Origin of the sequence: Rhizobium sp. B21/90, assembly GCF_019355815.1 — a bacterium.
GTDB lineage: Bacteria > Pseudomonadota > Alphaproteobacteria > Rhizobiales > Rhizobiaceae > Rhizobium > Rhizobium rhododendri.
The window spans coordinates 3,107,023-3,121,052 of the sequence record NZ_CP072162.1 but is presented as its reverse complement, the minus strand read 5'-3'; the positions used below and the strand labels follow the sequence as shown (position 1 = coordinate 3,121,052).

16 protein-coding genes are annotated in these 14,030 nt (G+C 61.2%); 11 read left to right on the top strand and 5 right to left on the bottom strand.

All coding sequences use genetic code 11. The annotated features are described in order from the left end of the window. Positions 1-6 precede the first annotated feature (6 nt). Entirely contained in the window at positions 7-465 is a 459-nt protein-coding gene (locus J5278_RS15160) for an RT0821/Lpp0805 family surface protein (protein ID WP_142824196.1), read from the bottom strand. A 63-nt stretch (positions 466-528) separates the two neighbouring features. On the opposite strand from J5278_RS15160, the gene pdxH reads away from it, so the two are divergent. After that, the gene (gene pdxH, locus J5278_RS15155; protein ID WP_209183011.1) at positions 529-1,149 is read left to right on the top strand and encodes a pyridoxamine 5'-phosphate oxidase; all 621 of its coding nucleotides are present in this window, start codon (positions 529-531) and stop codon (positions 1,147-1,149) included. Between the two features lie 4 nt (positions 1,150-1,153). Here pdxH and J5278_RS15150 read toward each other — a convergent pair whose 3' ends face one another. Next, on the bottom strand, positions 1,154-2,200 hold the full coding sequence (locus J5278_RS15150) for a polysaccharide deacetylase family protein (RefSeq protein ID WP_219258338.1): 1,047 nt from the start codon (positions 2,198-2,200) through the stop codon (positions 1,154-1,156). Between the two features lie 255 nt (positions 2,201-2,455). Between J5278_RS15150 and J5278_RS15145 the strand changes: the two genes are divergently transcribed. Together J5278_RS15145 and J5278_RS15140 are read left to right on the top strand one after the other, a co-directional pair. Continuing rightward, positions 2,456-3,760, top strand: coding sequence for a D-alanyl-D-alanine carboxypeptidase (locus J5278_RS15145; RefSeq protein WP_209183012.1), 1,305 nt, complete (start codon positions 2,456-2,458; stop codon positions 3,758-3,760). A 91-nt stretch (positions 3,761-3,851) separates the two neighbouring features. Then, positions 3,852-4,160: a MazG nucleotide pyrophosphohydrolase domain-containing protein gene (locus tag J5278_RS15140; protein WP_209183013.1), complete on the top strand. Its 309-nt coding sequence runs from the start codon at positions 3,852-3,854 to the stop codon at positions 4,158-4,160. A 55-nt stretch (positions 4,161-4,215) separates the two neighbouring features. Here the strand turns inward: J5278_RS15140 and tldD are convergent, their stop codons facing one another. The 3 genes from tldD to J5278_RS15125 form a co-directional block, all read right to left on the bottom strand. Beyond that, a complete protein-coding gene (gene tldD / locus J5278_RS15135) occupies positions 4,216-5,631 on the bottom strand; it encodes a metalloprotease TldD (RefSeq protein ID WP_209183014.1) in 1,416 nt (471 codons plus the stop codon). 61 nt (positions 5,632-5,692) lie between these two features. Then, positions 5,693-6,307: an invasion associated locus B family protein gene (locus tag J5278_RS15130; protein ID WP_209187346.1), complete on the bottom strand. Its 615-nt coding sequence runs from the start codon at positions 6,305-6,307 to the stop codon at positions 5,693-5,695. Positions 6,308-6,389: 82 nt separating this feature from the next. Next, complete coding sequence (locus J5278_RS15125) at positions 6,390-7,004, bottom strand: invasion associated locus B family protein (protein ID WP_142824202.1); 615 nt, start codon at positions 7,002-7,004, stop codon at positions 6,390-6,392. Between the two features lie 340 nt (positions 7,005-7,344). Here J5278_RS15125 and coxB point away from each other — a divergent pair, with 340 nt between their 5' ends. The 8 genes from coxB to J5278_RS15090 all read left to right on the top strand — a co-directional run bounded on the left by coxB (position 7,345) and on the right by J5278_RS15090 (position 13,926). Beyond that, on the top strand, positions 7,345-8,235 hold the full coding sequence (gene coxB, locus J5278_RS15120) for a cytochrome c oxidase subunit II (RefSeq protein WP_142824203.1): 891 nt from the start codon (positions 7,345-7,347) through the stop codon (positions 8,233-8,235). 20 nt (positions 8,236-8,255) lie between these two features. Then, a complete protein-coding gene (ctaD, locus tag J5278_RS15115) occupies positions 8,256-9,956 on the top strand; it encodes a cytochrome c oxidase subunit I (RefSeq protein ID WP_142824204.1) in 1,701 nt (566 codons plus the stop codon). Between the two features lie 60 nt (positions 9,957-10,016). Next, complete coding sequence (locus J5278_RS15110; protein ID WP_142824205.1) at positions 10,017-10,973, top strand: heme o synthase; 957 nt, start codon at positions 10,017-10,019, stop codon at positions 10,971-10,973. After that, positions 10,973-11,107, top strand: coding sequence for a hypothetical protein (locus tag J5278_RS30965; RefSeq protein ID WP_142824206.1), 135 nt, complete (start codon positions 10,973-10,975; stop codon positions 11,105-11,107). Before J5278_RS15110 ends, J5278_RS30965 begins: the two co-directional genes overlap by 1 nt. A 75-nt stretch (positions 11,108-11,182) precedes the next feature. Beyond that, on the top strand, positions 11,183-11,731 hold the full coding sequence (locus tag J5278_RS15105) for a cytochrome c oxidase assembly protein (RefSeq protein WP_244615291.1): 549 nt from the start codon (positions 11,183-11,185) through the stop codon (positions 11,729-11,731). Between the two features lie 60 nt (positions 11,732-11,791). Further along, positions 11,792-12,667 (top strand): cytochrome c oxidase subunit 3, encoded by an 876-nt coding sequence (locus J5278_RS15100; protein ID WP_142824208.1) that lies wholly within the window; start codon positions 11,792-11,794, stop codon positions 12,665-12,667. Between the two features lie 118 nt (positions 12,668-12,785). Further along, positions 12,786-13,169 (top strand): DUF983 domain-containing protein, encoded by a 384-nt coding sequence (locus tag J5278_RS15095; protein WP_142824209.1) that lies wholly within the window; start codon positions 12,786-12,788, stop codon positions 13,167-13,169. Positions 13,170-13,176: 7 nt separating this feature from the next. After that, positions 13,177-13,926: an SURF1 family protein gene (locus tag J5278_RS15090; RefSeq protein WP_247749039.1), complete on the top strand. Its 750-nt coding sequence runs from the start codon at positions 13,177-13,179 to the stop codon at positions 13,924-13,926. Positions 13,927-14,030 lie beyond the last annotated feature (104 nt).

Genomic DNA, 14,030 nt, shown 5'->3' with positions numbered 1-14,030 from the left:
GTATTGTTAGCCCTGTGGCTGGAAAGCCAGGACCTGCCACTCGTTGTCGCCGACAAGGCATGTCTTGCCGTAGAAATTGGCGATCCCGTCATAGGCGTGACGGGTGGTCCGGAACTGCCGGCAAACCTGGCCGGTCGCATTGTTTTCGACAATCGTATCGATCACGCCGGCGCTGCCGGTCGAGGCATTGGCCCAGGCCAGAGGCTGGCCCTTGAGCTTGCTGAGATCCGCCGATGTCACGGCGTTGCGCACGGTGACTTCGTCGGACACGGTATCGGAGGCGGGTGGCGTCTTCGAGACGGCACCTGTGGTCACCGACTTGTCCACCTTGGCGGAACTGAAAAGATCCATTCCGCCGGTGGTGCAGCCGGAAAGCGACAGAAGAGCGATGCCCATGGCAGCGATGATGCCGCGCTTTGAAAGCAGGCCCTTTGTATAGACTGTCGATCTTGTTATGACTTTCACCCGTATGTTGCTGGGCCAGACAAACCTGGACACTTTGATTAAAATCCGGAGCGCTTAACCAATATGTCGGAAAACGAGTTAACAAGCAGTGACTTCACCCTGCAAAACGAGCCTTTTGTGCTGTTTTCGAGCTGGTTGGAAGAGGCGCACGCCTCTGAGTTGAATGATCCGAATGCAGTTGCGCTGGCAACGGTGGATGAAGATGGTTTGCCAAACGTCCGCATGGTCCTCCTGAAGGGTTTCGATCACCAAGGATTCGTATTCTATACAAATTTCGAAAGTCAGAAAGGCCAAGAACTGCTTTCGGCGAAAAAAGCGGCCATGTGCTTTCACTGGAAATCGCTGCGACGCCAGGTGCGGTTGCGCGGTCGCGTCGAAGTGGTGACCAACGAAGAGGCCGACGAGTATTTCAAATCCCGGCCGCGCGGCAGCCGCATCGGCGCCTGGGCGTCGAAACAGTCACGGCCGCTGGAAAGCCGGTTCGCGCTGGAAAAGGCTGTCGCGGAATATACGGCGCGCTACGCCATCGGCGAAATCCCGCGTCCCGAAAACTGGTCCGGCTTCCGCATCCGCCCGCAGTCGATCGAGTTCTGGAAGGACGGCAAGTTCCGGCTTCACGACCGCATTGAGTTCCGCCGAACGGCCGAGGATGCGGCCTGGGATAAGGTACGCATGTATCCCTGACCGGTCATCCCTTTCCGACCATCCGCATGGGAATGCCGGAAGCCAGGGCCTCGACGTAACGGGGCTTCTGGTAATATCCGTTCAGTGAAATACGCGGCAGCAGCGTCATCGGCGCTGCTGCCGTGGAAGGCACGGTGCCCGGTCGCGTCGTCACGCCGACGGTGAAACCAAGGCTCGCCGCGATCTGTCCCTCGCGTGCGGATACCGCGCTGGCCGTACCGTAGGGATAGGCAACGGTGGTCGGGCGTCGGCCGGTGATGGCCGCCACATAGTCTGCCGATTCGCGGATGTCGAAGGCGACTTCCGCGGGGCTGAGCCTTGCGAGCGCCCGATGGCTGACCGTATGGGCGCCGAGAGACACCAGGGGGTGGCGTGCCAGTGCCTGAAGCTCGCCAAAATCCATGATCAGCGCGCGCACGATCTCCAGCGGCTGGATGCCTTCATCCTCTGCCAGCCAGTCGATGGCCGATACCGCCTCCATCTCGTCCGTCCCGTGCACGAAAGCTGCAAACCGCTCAAATGCCAGTTGCTTTTGCTCGAGGTCGCCGAGATCAAGCCGTTCCAAACCCCTGCCGAAATCGAAGGCGAGGGTGTGGCGCTCCCTGAGGAGAACGGAAAGCGTCTCCCACCACATGCTGTGGGTTCGCTCGGAAAGCCCCTTGGCAACGAAGATCGTCACCGGCACGCTGTGCCGCTCGAACACGGGCAACGCATGCTCGACATTGTTGCGGTTGCCATCGTCCAGCGTGAATGCGGCAAAGCGGGTGGCCCCGCCAGCGGCTATGCGTTGCGGCAGTTCGTCGAGGGCCACGAAGATCCGCCCCTCCGCCTTCAGTTCGCGGATCGCCCGGTCGAGAAACTGCGGCGTGACTTCGAGGTGCCGGTTCGGCGAGAAGGGGAGGGGACTGTAAGGTCGCACATGGTGAAGGGTGAAGATCGCGCCGACACCGGCGGCCGCTTTCATTGCCCCGAGCGATTTCAACAGCAACGCCGCATCCAGCCCTGCGCCGACAGCCGTCCGCTTGAGCCGGCGTCGGAGCTCTGGGCTGATGAGGTTTGCCATGATGTCGGTCCGGGTCTGGGGTCATGGCCGGGCTCGGCCGCGTCCAGAATAGGCCGATGCCACTTAACCCTTGCTAAATTATGCTTAAATTCGTCGATATTAACCTGCCCTTTACCGTGACACGTAAAATTGGCGGTCAAGCGCGATTATTGCCTCGATATCGCGCCAAAATCACGCTTTTGTCGCATAATTGCACAGCCGGCCGTCGCGGCGAGCTGGCATTTGTTTCGGTTGGGGACAGGTATGAAGAAAATCTGGGTGGCTCTCTCGGCAGCTGTCGTGCTGGCGAACTCGTCTATTGCCGCCTATGCCGGCAGTGCCTACTTCATAATGGATGCGAAGAACGGCAAGGTCCTGGCGTCGCAGAGTGCCGACGAACTGAACCATCCGGCATCGCTTACCAAGATGATGACCCTCTATCTGGCCTTCGAGGCGCTGCATCGCGGCAAGCTCGGCTGGAACTCCGAACTCAAGGTGTCGAGCAACGCCGCCGGCAAAAGCCCCACCAAGCTCGGCCTGCGCCCCGGCAGCACCGTCACCGTCCGCGAAGCCGTCAATGGCATGATCATCAAGTCGGCCAACGACGCAGCCACCGTCATGGCAGAAGCGCTCGGCGGCAGCGAAAGCAACTTCGGCCGGATGATGACGGCCAAGGCCCGCCAGCTCGGCATGAGCCGGACCACCTTCGTCAATCCATCGGGTCTCCCCGATCCTCGCCAGATCACCACCGCCCGCGACATGTCGACGCTCGCCGTCGCGCTGATCAACGACTATCCGACCGAGTATCGCCTGTTTTCGCAGACCGGCTTTGTCTATCGCGGCCGGCCGATCCGTGGCCACAACAACCTGATGTACCGCTACAAAGGCATGGACGGCATCAAGACCGGCTACACCAATGCCTCCGGCTTCAACATCGTCAGCACGGTTCGCGACGGCAATCGCCGCCTCATCGGCGTCGTCCTCGGCGGCCCCACGGCGCGTGCCCGCGACGACAAGATGGCCGGATTGCTTAATCGATACATGAGCCAGGCATCGTCCGGCGGCGGCAGCCGTCTGGTCGCAAGTATCGGTGGCCGGGCTGCTCCCCGTGAAGTCGAAGTCGCATCCGCATCGCCTGACATCGATGTGCCGGCTCCCCTGGCGCCGCGCCGTACCACCGTCATCACCCGCACGGTCGCCACGGCGACCGGTCTTGCCGTGCCGATCGAACGGCCGCAAGCGATGCAGGAAATAGTCAACAGGGCCGAGGCTGAAGACGATGCGCCGTCGGCTGAGATGACGGCATCGACCGGCTCGTCTGGTGGTGCCTGGCAGGTGCAGATCGCCGCCACGCCTTCTGCCAAGGCGGCCAAGGATCTGCTGGCGACAGCACAGGCGAAGACCGGCGGCCCGCTGCTCAACGCCTTTGCCTATACGGAGGAAGCCGGCAAGGGCTCGAAGAAAGTCTATCGCGCCCGCTTCGTCGGCTTCGAAAGCCGGGCTGCCGCAGACAATGCCTGCAGCGCGCTGAAGAAACATGATTTCAAATGCATGGCGATGCCGGGCTGAAGCCGGATACGCCTCTTTTCCTTTACACCCGTCGGGATAGACGCCGACGGGTGAATCATGCATCTCTCCATCAGAACGTATGGAGAACGAAATGCTTGGCGATCTATCTGCGAAATTCGAAGAAGCGTCCCGGTCTTATGCCGAGCAGAACGGCATCATCCGCGACGCTGAGTGGTTCTTGCTTAAGCTGCAGGAAGAGGTCGGAGAACTGACGCAGGCCTTCAACCACAAGACCGGCAGGGGCCGTCGAAAAGGCCTATCGGACGAGCAGCTTGCAGAGGCCATGGAAGATGAAGCCGCCGACGTGCTGGGCCACATCCTGCTGTTTGCAAAGGCCCACGATCTCGACATCGCAGCCGCTGTCGAGCGGAAGTGGCGGTTCACGCCCGATATCCGCTGAAAGCCATCACGGCTGGACCACATCCGATATGGCCGACCGCATCGATTTCCGAGCCTTAAGCCTTCGTCCCACCCACAGTCACCTGATCCATCCGCAGATGCGGCTGGCCGACGCCGACGGGGACCCATTGACCGCCTTTGCCGCAATTGCCGATGCCGGTGTCGAGGCTGGTGTCGTTGCCGATCATCGAGACGCGCTTCATCGCATCCGGGCCGTTGCCGATCAGCATGGCGCCCTTGATCGGCGCGCCAATCTTGCCGTTTTCGATCATGTAGGCTTCGGTGCAGCCGAAGACGAACTTGCCGGAAGTGATGTCAACCTGGCCGCCGCCGAAGGAAACTGCGTAGATGCCCTTCTTGACCGACGCGATGATTTCGGCCGGTGTCTTGTCGCCGGACAGCATGAATGTGTTGGTCATGCGCGGCATCGGCACGTGGGCATAACCCTGCCGGCGGCCGTTGCCGGTTGGCTGCATGCCCATCAGCCGGGCGTTCTGGCGGTCCTGCATGTAGTTGACCAGCTTGCCGTTCTCGATCAGCACGTTGTAGGCCGACGGCGTGCCTTCGTCGTCGATGGTGATCGAGCCGCGGCGGTTTTCGATGGTGCCGTCGTCGACCACGGTCACTCCCGGCGCGGCGACCATTTCACCCATCAGCCCGGCAAAGGCGGAGGTCTTCTTGCGGTTGAAATCGCCTTCGAGCCCATGTCCGACGGCCTCGTGCAGCATGACGCCCGGCCAGCCGTTGCCCAGCACGACGTCCATCGTACCAGCCGGCGCTTCCAGCGCGTCGAGGTTGACCAGCGCCTGGCGCAGCGCCTCGTCGGCTCCGTAGTGCCAGCTGTCTCCGGTGATGAAATCGCCAAAGCCGACTCGGCCGCCGGTGCCGTAAGAGCCGGATTCCTGCCGGTCGCCATCGCCGACCATCACTGAAATATTGATGCGTGTCATCGGCCGGATATCGCGGACGCGGTGGCCGTCGGCGCGCAGGATGTCGACGACCTGCCAGGAGGCAGCGACCGATGCAGTGACCTGGCGGACCTTGCCGTCCTTGTCGCGCAGATAGCTGTCGATCTGCTGCAGGAGCTTGGCCTTGTCCTCGAAGCTCGGGCTGCCGATCGGGTTTTCGTCGCTGTAGAGCCGAGTGTTGGTGCGCTGCGGGGCGGCGGCGTAGGAGCCGGCATAACCGCGCGTCACGGCGCCGACGGCATCGGCCGCGCGCTTGAGTGCCGCTTCCGAGAGATCGCCGGCATGGGCATAGCCGACCGCCTCGCCGGCGACGCTGCGCAGGCCAAAGCCCTGTTCGGTGTTGAAGCTGCCGCCCTTCATCCGTCCGTTGTCGAATGTCAGCGATTCCGACTGGACGTGTTCGACGAAGAGTTCGCCATCGTCGGCGCCGTTGAGCGCATCGGCGACGATGCTGCGCAGCTTGGTTTCGTCGGTGTCGAACAGGGTAAGCAGATCGGTGTTCATGAAATTGGTACTCCGTTCATGCCGATGTAGGTCCGGCGCGCAGGCAGAGCAAGCCCGGCGATCAGGGAAGGGCCGTATAACCTTCGGCAAAGCCTTTCAGGTCGACGGGAATGCCGATGCCTTCTTCCTGCGTCTGGAAGACGGTGAAGGTCGCGGTCGTGCCTTTGCGCAGGGTGCCGAGCAATTGCTCCTCGAGCACGACTTCGGCGTAGCAGCCATCCGAGAAGCAGCGGGCGAAATAGGCGTTGCCGATGTCGGCGCCATCGATGTACAGGCCGAGACCGTTCGGCAGCAGCACGCTCAGTGGCGCCTGTACCCTGAGCAGTCCGGTCTTGCCGCCGGGCGCCTTGGACACGGCAACCGAAATCTGCATCTCCGGCCGCTCCTGCGACACGACGCTCTGCATCAGCACGCATTTCTTGTCGGGGCTGTTGTCCGCAGTGCCGCAGACTTCCGTCCAGGCGCCGAAGGTGGTCTTCGCCTGGCTGGAAGCGGGTGGAGGCGTGGCGGGTGCGGGAGCCGGTGCCGGCTGTGCTTCAGGGGCGGGGGCAGGCGCTGCCGGTTGCGGGGCGGGCGTCGTCTGCGCCGTGGCGGGTACGCTGGCGACCGCCCATGCAAGAAGCGCCGCGGCGACAGTGCGGGGTACCCAAAAGCCGGCAAGTAAACCAAACCGCATTGAAGCCTCTTCCAAGAAGGTCGCGCGCCCCGCAGAACGGGACGCCATGAACCGTTAAGTCCCGGCGATCACGCCGGAGACATCACGGCAGGACATCGTAGCCTTCGCCAAATCCCTTGAGATCGACGGGGATACCGATCTTATCCTTATCCGCAGCCTCGCGTACGGAAAAGACCGCAGTTGATCCGGAGCGCAGCATTTTCAAAAGATTATCGTCCAAAGCGACTTCCGCATAGCAGCCATCGGCAAAACAGCGCACGAATTGCGTCTTGCCGAGGTCTTTTCCATCGACGATCAGCCCGAGGCCACCATCGGTCGGCTGGAAAGGATTGAGCAGAACGCCGAGCGGCGCCAGCACGCGCAGGATCTTCGCCTTGCGGTCGGCCGTTTTCAGCACCACGACGGAAAGCCCGACCTCCGGCCGGTCCTCGGCGATCACATTCTGCATCAGCGCGCACTGGTTGGTCTGGGCGCCGGCAGGCTTGTCGCAGATCACAGACCATGCGCCGTGCATCGACTGGACGGTGCCGGGCGGCTGCTGTCCGCCCTGCGGCACAGGCACTTGTTGTACAGGCACCTGCGCCGGCGCCGGTGTCGGCGTGGCGGTCTGCGGCTGCTGGGCGAATGCGGGCAGTGAAGCCGAAGCGGCGATGCCTGCCGCCAGCAACCCAAGCCGCGCGAGGGAACGAAAACCCATGGAAACCCCTAGTTTCGAATCATTGCGGCCATTCTTGCGGGTGCACCCGTCAAATGAAAGCCCTGGACGCTGGATTCCATTTTCACTGCGGCGGAAATAGGACCTGCAGGCGCTTTTGTCCAAGGCTCCTGCACTGCCGCTCGGTGATTTTTCGTAAAGTTACACAATAGTTCGCGCATCTTAGCCCTGCCGAAAGATTAGACCGAGCAAAAATGCCGCACAGGCAAACACTCGGGAATTGTTGCTGCCACGGTGAAACTGTGGTTTGAAGAAGATGAGGAATGGTGGGATTCTGCGTTTGAACGGAGAGGGTTCAAGCGCTTTAGGGAGATACATCGTCATGAAGAGGACCAATGCTGTTCTGGCGTCGCTCGCCTGTCTGCTCTTTACGACCCGTAGTTTCGCCGATCAACCGATGCCGTGGCAGATGGGGATGCAGCCCTCGGCAACGCCGATCATGAGCCAGGTGCGATGGTTCGAGCAATATACGCTCTGGTTCATCGTGCCGATTACGCTGTTCGTGCTGGCCCTCCTCATCATCGTCATGATCAAGTTTCGCGCCAGCAAGAACCCCGTCCCATCGCGCACCAGCCACAACACGCTGATCGAAGTCGCATGGACCATCGGACCGGTGCTGGTGTTGCTGTTCCTTGCCGTCCCATCCTTCGACCTTCTGACCGCGCAGCTGACATTCCCGAAAAATCCCGACGTCACCGTCAAGGTCACGGGGACGCAGTGGCAGTGGAACTACGAATACGAGAACACCGGCGATACGCCGCTGGCCTTTGACTCCTACATGCTGAAGGATCCGGACCGCGCCGCATCCGGCAAGACTGACAAGGCGATCTATCCGCGCCTGCTTGCCGTTGACAACGAACTCGTGCTGCCGGTCAACAAGGTCGTCCGCGTGCTGGTGACGGCGGCGCCGACCGATGTCATCCATTCCTTTTCCATGCCGTCATTCGCCATCAAGACCGACGCCGTGCCCGGCCGCCTGAACGAGACCTGGTTCAAGGCCGAGCGTGAAGGCATGTTCTACGGCCAGTGTTCGGAGCTCTGCGGCAAGGACCATGCGTTCATGCCGATTGCCATCCGGATCGTCTCCGAGGACAGATACAAGCAATGGCTGACCGTCGCCTCGAGCGACCTGGGCAAGGCCAACAAGGCGCTTATGGCCGAGGTCGACACGCCGTCTAAGACGGTCGATGTCGCCGCGAACGTCGCGCAGTAATCCGGGGGGAGATGATTAACATGGCTGGTTCCGCCACACACGACAAGCTGTCCGATGCTCACGGTCACGACGACGCCCATGCGCATGGCGAACAACACGCGCACAAGCCGAGCTTTGCCAATCGCTGGCTGTTCTCGACCAACCACAAGGACATCGGCACGCTTTACCTGATCTTCGCGATCATCGCCGGCGTCATCGGCGGTATCCTGTCCGTGCTGATGCGCATGGAGCTGCAGGAGCCGGGCATCCAGATCTTCAATGGTCTCGCCGCCATGGTCTACGGGTACTCCGGCGATGCCGCCATTGACGGCGGCAAGCAGATGTACAACGTCTTCACGACCGCGCACGCGCTGATCATGATCTTCTTCATGGTCATGCCGGCGATGATCGGCGGCTTTGCCAACTGGATGGTGCCGATCATGATTGGCGCGCCGGACATGGCTTTCCCGCGCCTCAACAACATCTCCTTCTGGCTGATCGTCCCTGCCTTCATCCTGCTGCTGATGTCGATGTTCGTCGAAGGTCCGGCAGGCGCCTACGGGGCCGGCGGCGGCTGGACGCTCTATCCGCCCTTGTCTTCGACCGTCGGCCATCCCGGACCGGCAGTCGATCTGGTGATCTTCGCGCTGCACATCGCCGGTGCCTCGTCGATCCTCGGCGCCATCAACTTCATCACCACCATCCTCAACATGCGCGCCCCCGGCATGACGCTGCATAAGATGCCGCTGTTTGCCTGGGCCGTGCTGATCACCGCCTTCCTGCTGCTGCTGTCTCTGCCGGTTCTGGCCGGTGCGATCACCATGCTGCTGACGGACCGCAATTTCGGCACAACCTTCTTTGCGCCTGAAGGCGGCGGCGATCCCGTGCTGTTCCAGCACCTGTTCTGGTTCTTCGGCCACCCGGAAGTCTACATCCTGATCCTGCCCGGATTCGGAATGATCAGCCACATCGTCTCGACCTTCTCGAAGAAGCCGATCTTCGGCTATCTCGGCATGGCCTATGCCATGGTCGCCATCGGTGCCGTCGGCTTCGTCGTGTGGGCGCATCACATGTATGCTGTCGGCCTGTCGCTCGATACGCAGCGCTACTTCGTCTTTGCCACCATGGTCATCGCGGTGCCGACCGGGGTGAAGATCTTCTCCTGGATCGCCACCATGTGGGGCGGCTCGATCTCGTTCCGCACGCCGATGATCTGGGCTATCGGCTTCATCTTCCTGTTCACCGTCGGTGGCGTCACCGGCGTGCAGCTTGCCAATGCCGGTTTCGACCGTCCGGTCCACGATACCTACTACGTCGTCGCCCACTTCCATTATGTTCTGTCGCTCGGTGCCGTGTTTGCAATCTTTGCGGCCTGGTACTATTGGTTGCCGAAGATGTGCGGCTACATGTACAATGAGAAGATCGGCAACCTGCACTTCTGGGTGATGTTCGTCGGCGTCAACATGGTGTTTTTCCCGCAGCATTTCCTCGGCCTTGCCGGCATGCCGCGCCGCTACATCGATTATCCGGACGCCTTTGCCGGCTGGAACTTCGTGTCCTCGATCGGCTCCTATATCTCCGGCGTCGGCGTGCTGATCTTCCTTTACGGCGTCTACGACACGTTTGCGAAAAAGCGCGTTGCCGGTGATAATCCCTGGGGCGAGGGCGCAACCACACTCGAATGGCAGCTTTCGTCGCCGCCGCCCTACCACCAGTGGGAAGAGCTCCCGCGCATCAAATAATCGCTTTCGGAGCGCCGCCCGACGGGCGGCGTTTTGATCGAGACAAAACTGGACTGTGTAATGACCGTTATCGACAACCACGAGATCCTGGCTTCCGAAGGCGACCTCGGCCTGTCGCAGGCCAGTGCGCGCGATTACTTCGAGCTTCTGAAGCCGCGCGTGATGCAGCTCGTGGTGTTCACCGCGCTGGCCGGCCTGGTGCTGGCGCCCGGTCACATCAATCCGTTCATTGCCGTCATCTCGATCCTCTGCATCGCCGTTGGAGCCGGTGCCTCCGGCTCCCTCAATATGTGGTATGATGCAGACATCGACGCCATCATGACCCGCACCGCCAAGCGGCCTATCCCGTCCGGCCGCGTGACCGGCTCGGAAGCGCTCGGCTTCGGACTGGTGCTGTCCGGCTTCTCGATCACCATTCTGGCGCTCGCCGTCGGCTGGCTGCCTGCCGCCATTCTCGCCTTCACGATCTTCTTCTACGCCGTCGTCTACACGATGTGGCTGAAGCGCTCGACGCCGCAGAACATCGTCATTGGCGGTGCTGCCGGCGCATTTCCGCCGGTCATCGGCTGGGCCTGCGTCACCGGCACCGTGCCGATGGAAAGCATCGTCCTGTTCCTCATCATCTTCCTCTGGACGCCGGCCCACTTCTGGGCGCTGGCACTGTTCAAGATGAAGGATTACGGCTCCGTCGGCGTGCCCATGCTGCCGAATGTCTCGGGCATTCCGACCACCAAGAACCAGATCGTCGTCTACGCCGTGCTAACCGCCGTTGTCGGTGTGGCACCGACCATGATGGGCATGTCCTCGATCGGCTACGGGATCGTCGCCGGCATTCTCGGCGCCATCTTCGTCTACTGTTCGATCACCGTCTGGCGGATGCCGGAAACCGATGTGAAGATGGTCCCGGCCAAGCGGATGTTCGCCTATTCGATCTTCTACCTCTTTGCCATCTTCTCGGCCCTGATGATCGACCGTCTGGTGACGGTGCTGGCCTCGGGCACCGGAGGCTGGTTCTGATGGAAACCGTCAAGCTCACCGCCGCCCAGAAGAAATCGAGACGCGGGCGCAATGTCGCTCTCGGACTGGTGCTTGCGGGGCTGGTGGTGATTTTCTACGTGATGACGATCATCAAGATCGGCACGGGACATTAAGGGAGAGGCTCTTTGGAGGAGGAGACGTCAGGGAGAGCAAGATCGGTCGGGCGCAACAACGGCCTGATCGTTCTGATGTGCCTGAGCTTCGTGGTCGGCATGGGCGCGATGAGCTATGCCGCTGTGCCGCTCTATCGCATGTTCTGCCAGGTCACCGGCTTCAACGGTACGACGCAGCGCGTCGAGCAGGCTTCGACCGTAGTGCTCGACAAGCGCATCCGCGTCACATTTGATGCCAACGTCGCCTCGGGCGTGCCCTGGGACTTCAAGTCGATGCAGCGCGAGGTCGATCCGAAGATCGGCGAGACGATCATGATCAAGTTCGTCGCCGAGAACAAATCAGACCAGCCGACCCGCGCGCAGGCGATCTTCAACGTCTCGCCGATCGAGGCCGGCGCCTATTTCAACAAGGTGCAGTGTTTCTGCTTTAACGAGACGGATCTTGCGCCGGGGGAAAAGCGCGAGATGCCGGTGGTTTTCTACATTGATCCGGAGATTACCAAGGCGGCGGAAACCAAGGACATCGGCACGCTGACGCTGTCCTATACGTTCTATCCGCGGGATGACGCCAAACCCGTGGCATCGAACGAGGCTGCGGCCAAGGTCGGGGTGAAGAAGCTTTAGGGAGGAGGGCATCCGGTTTACCGGCTGCCTTAAGGGAAAAGTTACTCGGGGATTGCTGATATGGCTGACGTACACCAGAAGAACCACGATTATCACATCATCGATCCGAGCCCCTGGCCGATCCTTGCGGCGATCGGCGCGCTCGTCATTACCTTCGGTGGCGTGGCCTATATGCGCTATCTCAACAACAGCCCGTTCAAGCTGTTCGGCATCGATTTCGCCAGCCCCTGGCTGTTCTTCATCGGCCTCGTCGTCATCCTCTACGTCATGTACGCCTGGTGGGCAGATACGGTGAAGGAAGCCCATGAGGGCGCCCATACCCGCGTCGTGTCGCTGCACCTGCGCTACGGCATGATCATGTTCATCGCTTCGGAAGTGATGTTCTTCGTCGCCTGGTTCTGGGCCTATTTCGACGTCAGCCTGTTTCCGAACGAAGCCATCCAGGCCTCGCGCGTCATATTCACCGGCGGACAATGGCCACCGAAGGGTGTCGAGGTGCTCGATCCCTGGCATCTGCCGATCTACAACACCATCATCCTCCTGCTGTCGGGCACGACCGTCACCTGGGCCCATCACGCGCTGCTGCACAACGACCGCAAGGGCATGATCACCGGTCTGGCGCTTACGGTTGCCTTGGGCGTACTGTTCTCCAGCGTCCAGGCCTATGAATATGCCCACGCGCCGTTTGCCTTCAAAAGCTCGATCTACGGCGCTACATTCTTCATGGCGACGGGTTTCCATGGCTTCCACGTGCTGATCGGCACCATCTTCTTGGCTGTCTGCCTGATCAGGGCGATGCGTGGCGATTTTACGCCGACCCAGCATTTCGGCTTCGAGGCCGCCGCCTGGTACTGGCATTTCGTCGACGTGGTCTGGCTGTTCCTGTTCTTCGCCATCTACATCTGGGGCGGCTGGGGCGCACCCGTCGCCGGATGACGAAGGCGGCGATGGCACGTCCTTGACGCTGGTGCCTGTTGGATGTCGCCCTAAGGCGAGTAGAGTTTTGCGGGGCGGGAGCAAGGCTTTTCGTATCCCGCCTGGAAGGCATGACATCATGGTCAACGACACTGCCCATTTCCCGCCGGTTGATCCCATCAGGGTCGGCCTCCGGGGTCGCTGCCCGCGATGCGGACAGGGTGCGTTATTCGATGGTGTCCTAGCGCTGAAGCCTCGTTGCGCTGCCTGCAACCTCGATTTCTCCTTCGCCGACAGTGGCGATGGCCCGGCTGTTTTCGTCATCCTCATCGTCGGCTTCATCGTCATCGGTCTGGTCCTCTGGCTGCAGGTCAATTACGGCCCGCCAATCTGGGTCCACGGGATATTGTTCGGCCCTCTGACCATTCTCCTGTCGCTTTTGTCGCTGCGCTGGAGCAAGGGCATCTTCGTGGCGCTGCAATACCGTCACGATGCCAGCGAAGGACAAATCGAACGTGACTGACGTGCCGATGCAAAAGCCGGGGGCAAATATCGCCTGGCAGGTTTTCAAGGTCCTGCTGCTTCTCTCGGTTCTTGCCGTGCTGCTTGCACTTGGCACATGGCAGGTCCAGCGTCTCAAGTGGAAGGAAGGCCTGATTGCCGATATTGCCGAACGACAGGCTGCAGCACCGGTCCCGCTAGGCGATATCGAGGCGATGGCTGTCCGCGGCGGCGATATCGAATACCGCCGCGTGACGACGTCCGGTCGTTATCTCAACGACAAGGAGCGCCATTTCTTCGCCACCTATAACGGCATGTCGGGCTTCTACATCTACACACCACTCGAGCTCGATGGCGGTCGCCTGCTCTTCGTCAACCGGGGCTTTGTTCCCTACGACCAGAAGGAGCCGAAGACCCGCGAAAAAGGCCAGCTCTTCGGCATGCAGGCCGTGGCAGGCCTCGCCCGCGCCAAATTGCCCTCCAAGCCGTCGTCGCTGCTGCCGGACAACGACATTGCCAAGAACATCTTCTACTGGAAGGATTTGGACGTGATGGCCTCCAGCGTCGGGCTGGATGCTACAAGGGTGCTTCCCTTCTTCGTCGATGCCGATGCAACGCCCAATCCCGGCGGCCTGCCGGTCGGCGGCGTCACCATTGTCGACCTGCCCAACGACCATCTGCAATACGCCGTCACCTGGTACGGCCTGGCGGCAGCGCTGGTCGCCATCGTCGCGATTTCCTGGCTGCGCAAACGCCATCCTGATGCGCCGGCGCAGTAGGCGCGTTTCGCGCAACCCTGTGCGGATGCAATAGAATTGCTTCAATTCATCGGCACTTTAGGCTAGATGGGCGGGCAGGGCGCACCTATCTGTGGTTTGCCCTT

Excerpts from the sequence above, each read along its gene's own strand:
- pdxH (WP_209183011.1), top strand. The coding sequence starts at position 529 with ATGTCGGAAAACGAGTTAACAAGCAGTGACTTCACCCTGCAAAACGAG.
- J5278_RS15145 (WP_209183012.1), top strand. The coding sequence starts at position 2,456 with ATGAAGAAAATCTGGGTGGCTCTCTCGGCAGCTGTCGTGCTGGCGAAC.
- J5278_RS15140 (WP_209183013.1), top strand. The coding sequence starts at position 3,852 with ATGCTTGGCGATCTATCTGCGAAATTCGAAGAAGCGTCCCGGTCTTAT.
- tldD (WP_209183014.1), bottom strand. The coding sequence starts at position 5,631 with ATGAACACCGATCTGCTTACCCTGTTCGACACCGACGAAACCAAGCTG.
- J5278_RS15130 (WP_209187346.1), bottom strand. The coding sequence starts at position 6,307 with ATGCGGTTTGGTTTACTTGCCGGCTTTTGGGTACCCCGCACTGTCGCC.
- J5278_RS15125 (WP_142824202.1), bottom strand. The coding sequence starts at position 7,004 with ATGGGTTTTCGTTCCCTCGCGCGGCTTGGGTTGCTGGCGGCAGGCATC.
- coxB (WP_142824203.1), top strand. The coding sequence starts at position 7,345 with ATGAAGAGGACCAATGCTGTTCTGGCGTCGCTCGCCTGTCTGCTCTTT.
- ctaD (WP_142824204.1), top strand. The coding sequence starts at position 8,256 with ATGGCTGGTTCCGCCACACACGACAAGCTGTCCGATGCTCACGGTCAC.
- J5278_RS15110 (WP_142824205.1), top strand. The coding sequence starts at position 10,017 with ATGACCGTTATCGACAACCACGAGATCCTGGCTTCCGAAGGCGACCTC.
- J5278_RS30965 (WP_142824206.1), top strand. The coding sequence starts at position 10,973 with ATGGAAACCGTCAAGCTCACCGCCGCCCAGAAGAAATCGAGACGCGGG.
- J5278_RS15105 (WP_244615291.1), top strand. The coding sequence starts at position 11,183 with ATGTGCCTGAGCTTCGTGGTCGGCATGGGCGCGATGAGCTATGCCGCT.
- J5278_RS15100 (WP_142824208.1), top strand. The coding sequence starts at position 11,792 with ATGGCTGACGTACACCAGAAGAACCACGATTATCACATCATCGATCCG.
- J5278_RS15095 (WP_142824209.1), top strand. The coding sequence starts at position 12,786 with ATGGTCAACGACACTGCCCATTTCCCGCCGGTTGATCCCATCAGGGTC.
- J5278_RS15090 (WP_247749039.1), top strand. The coding sequence starts at position 13,177 with ATGCAAAAGCCGGGGGCAAATATCGCCTGGCAGGTTTTCAAGGTCCTG.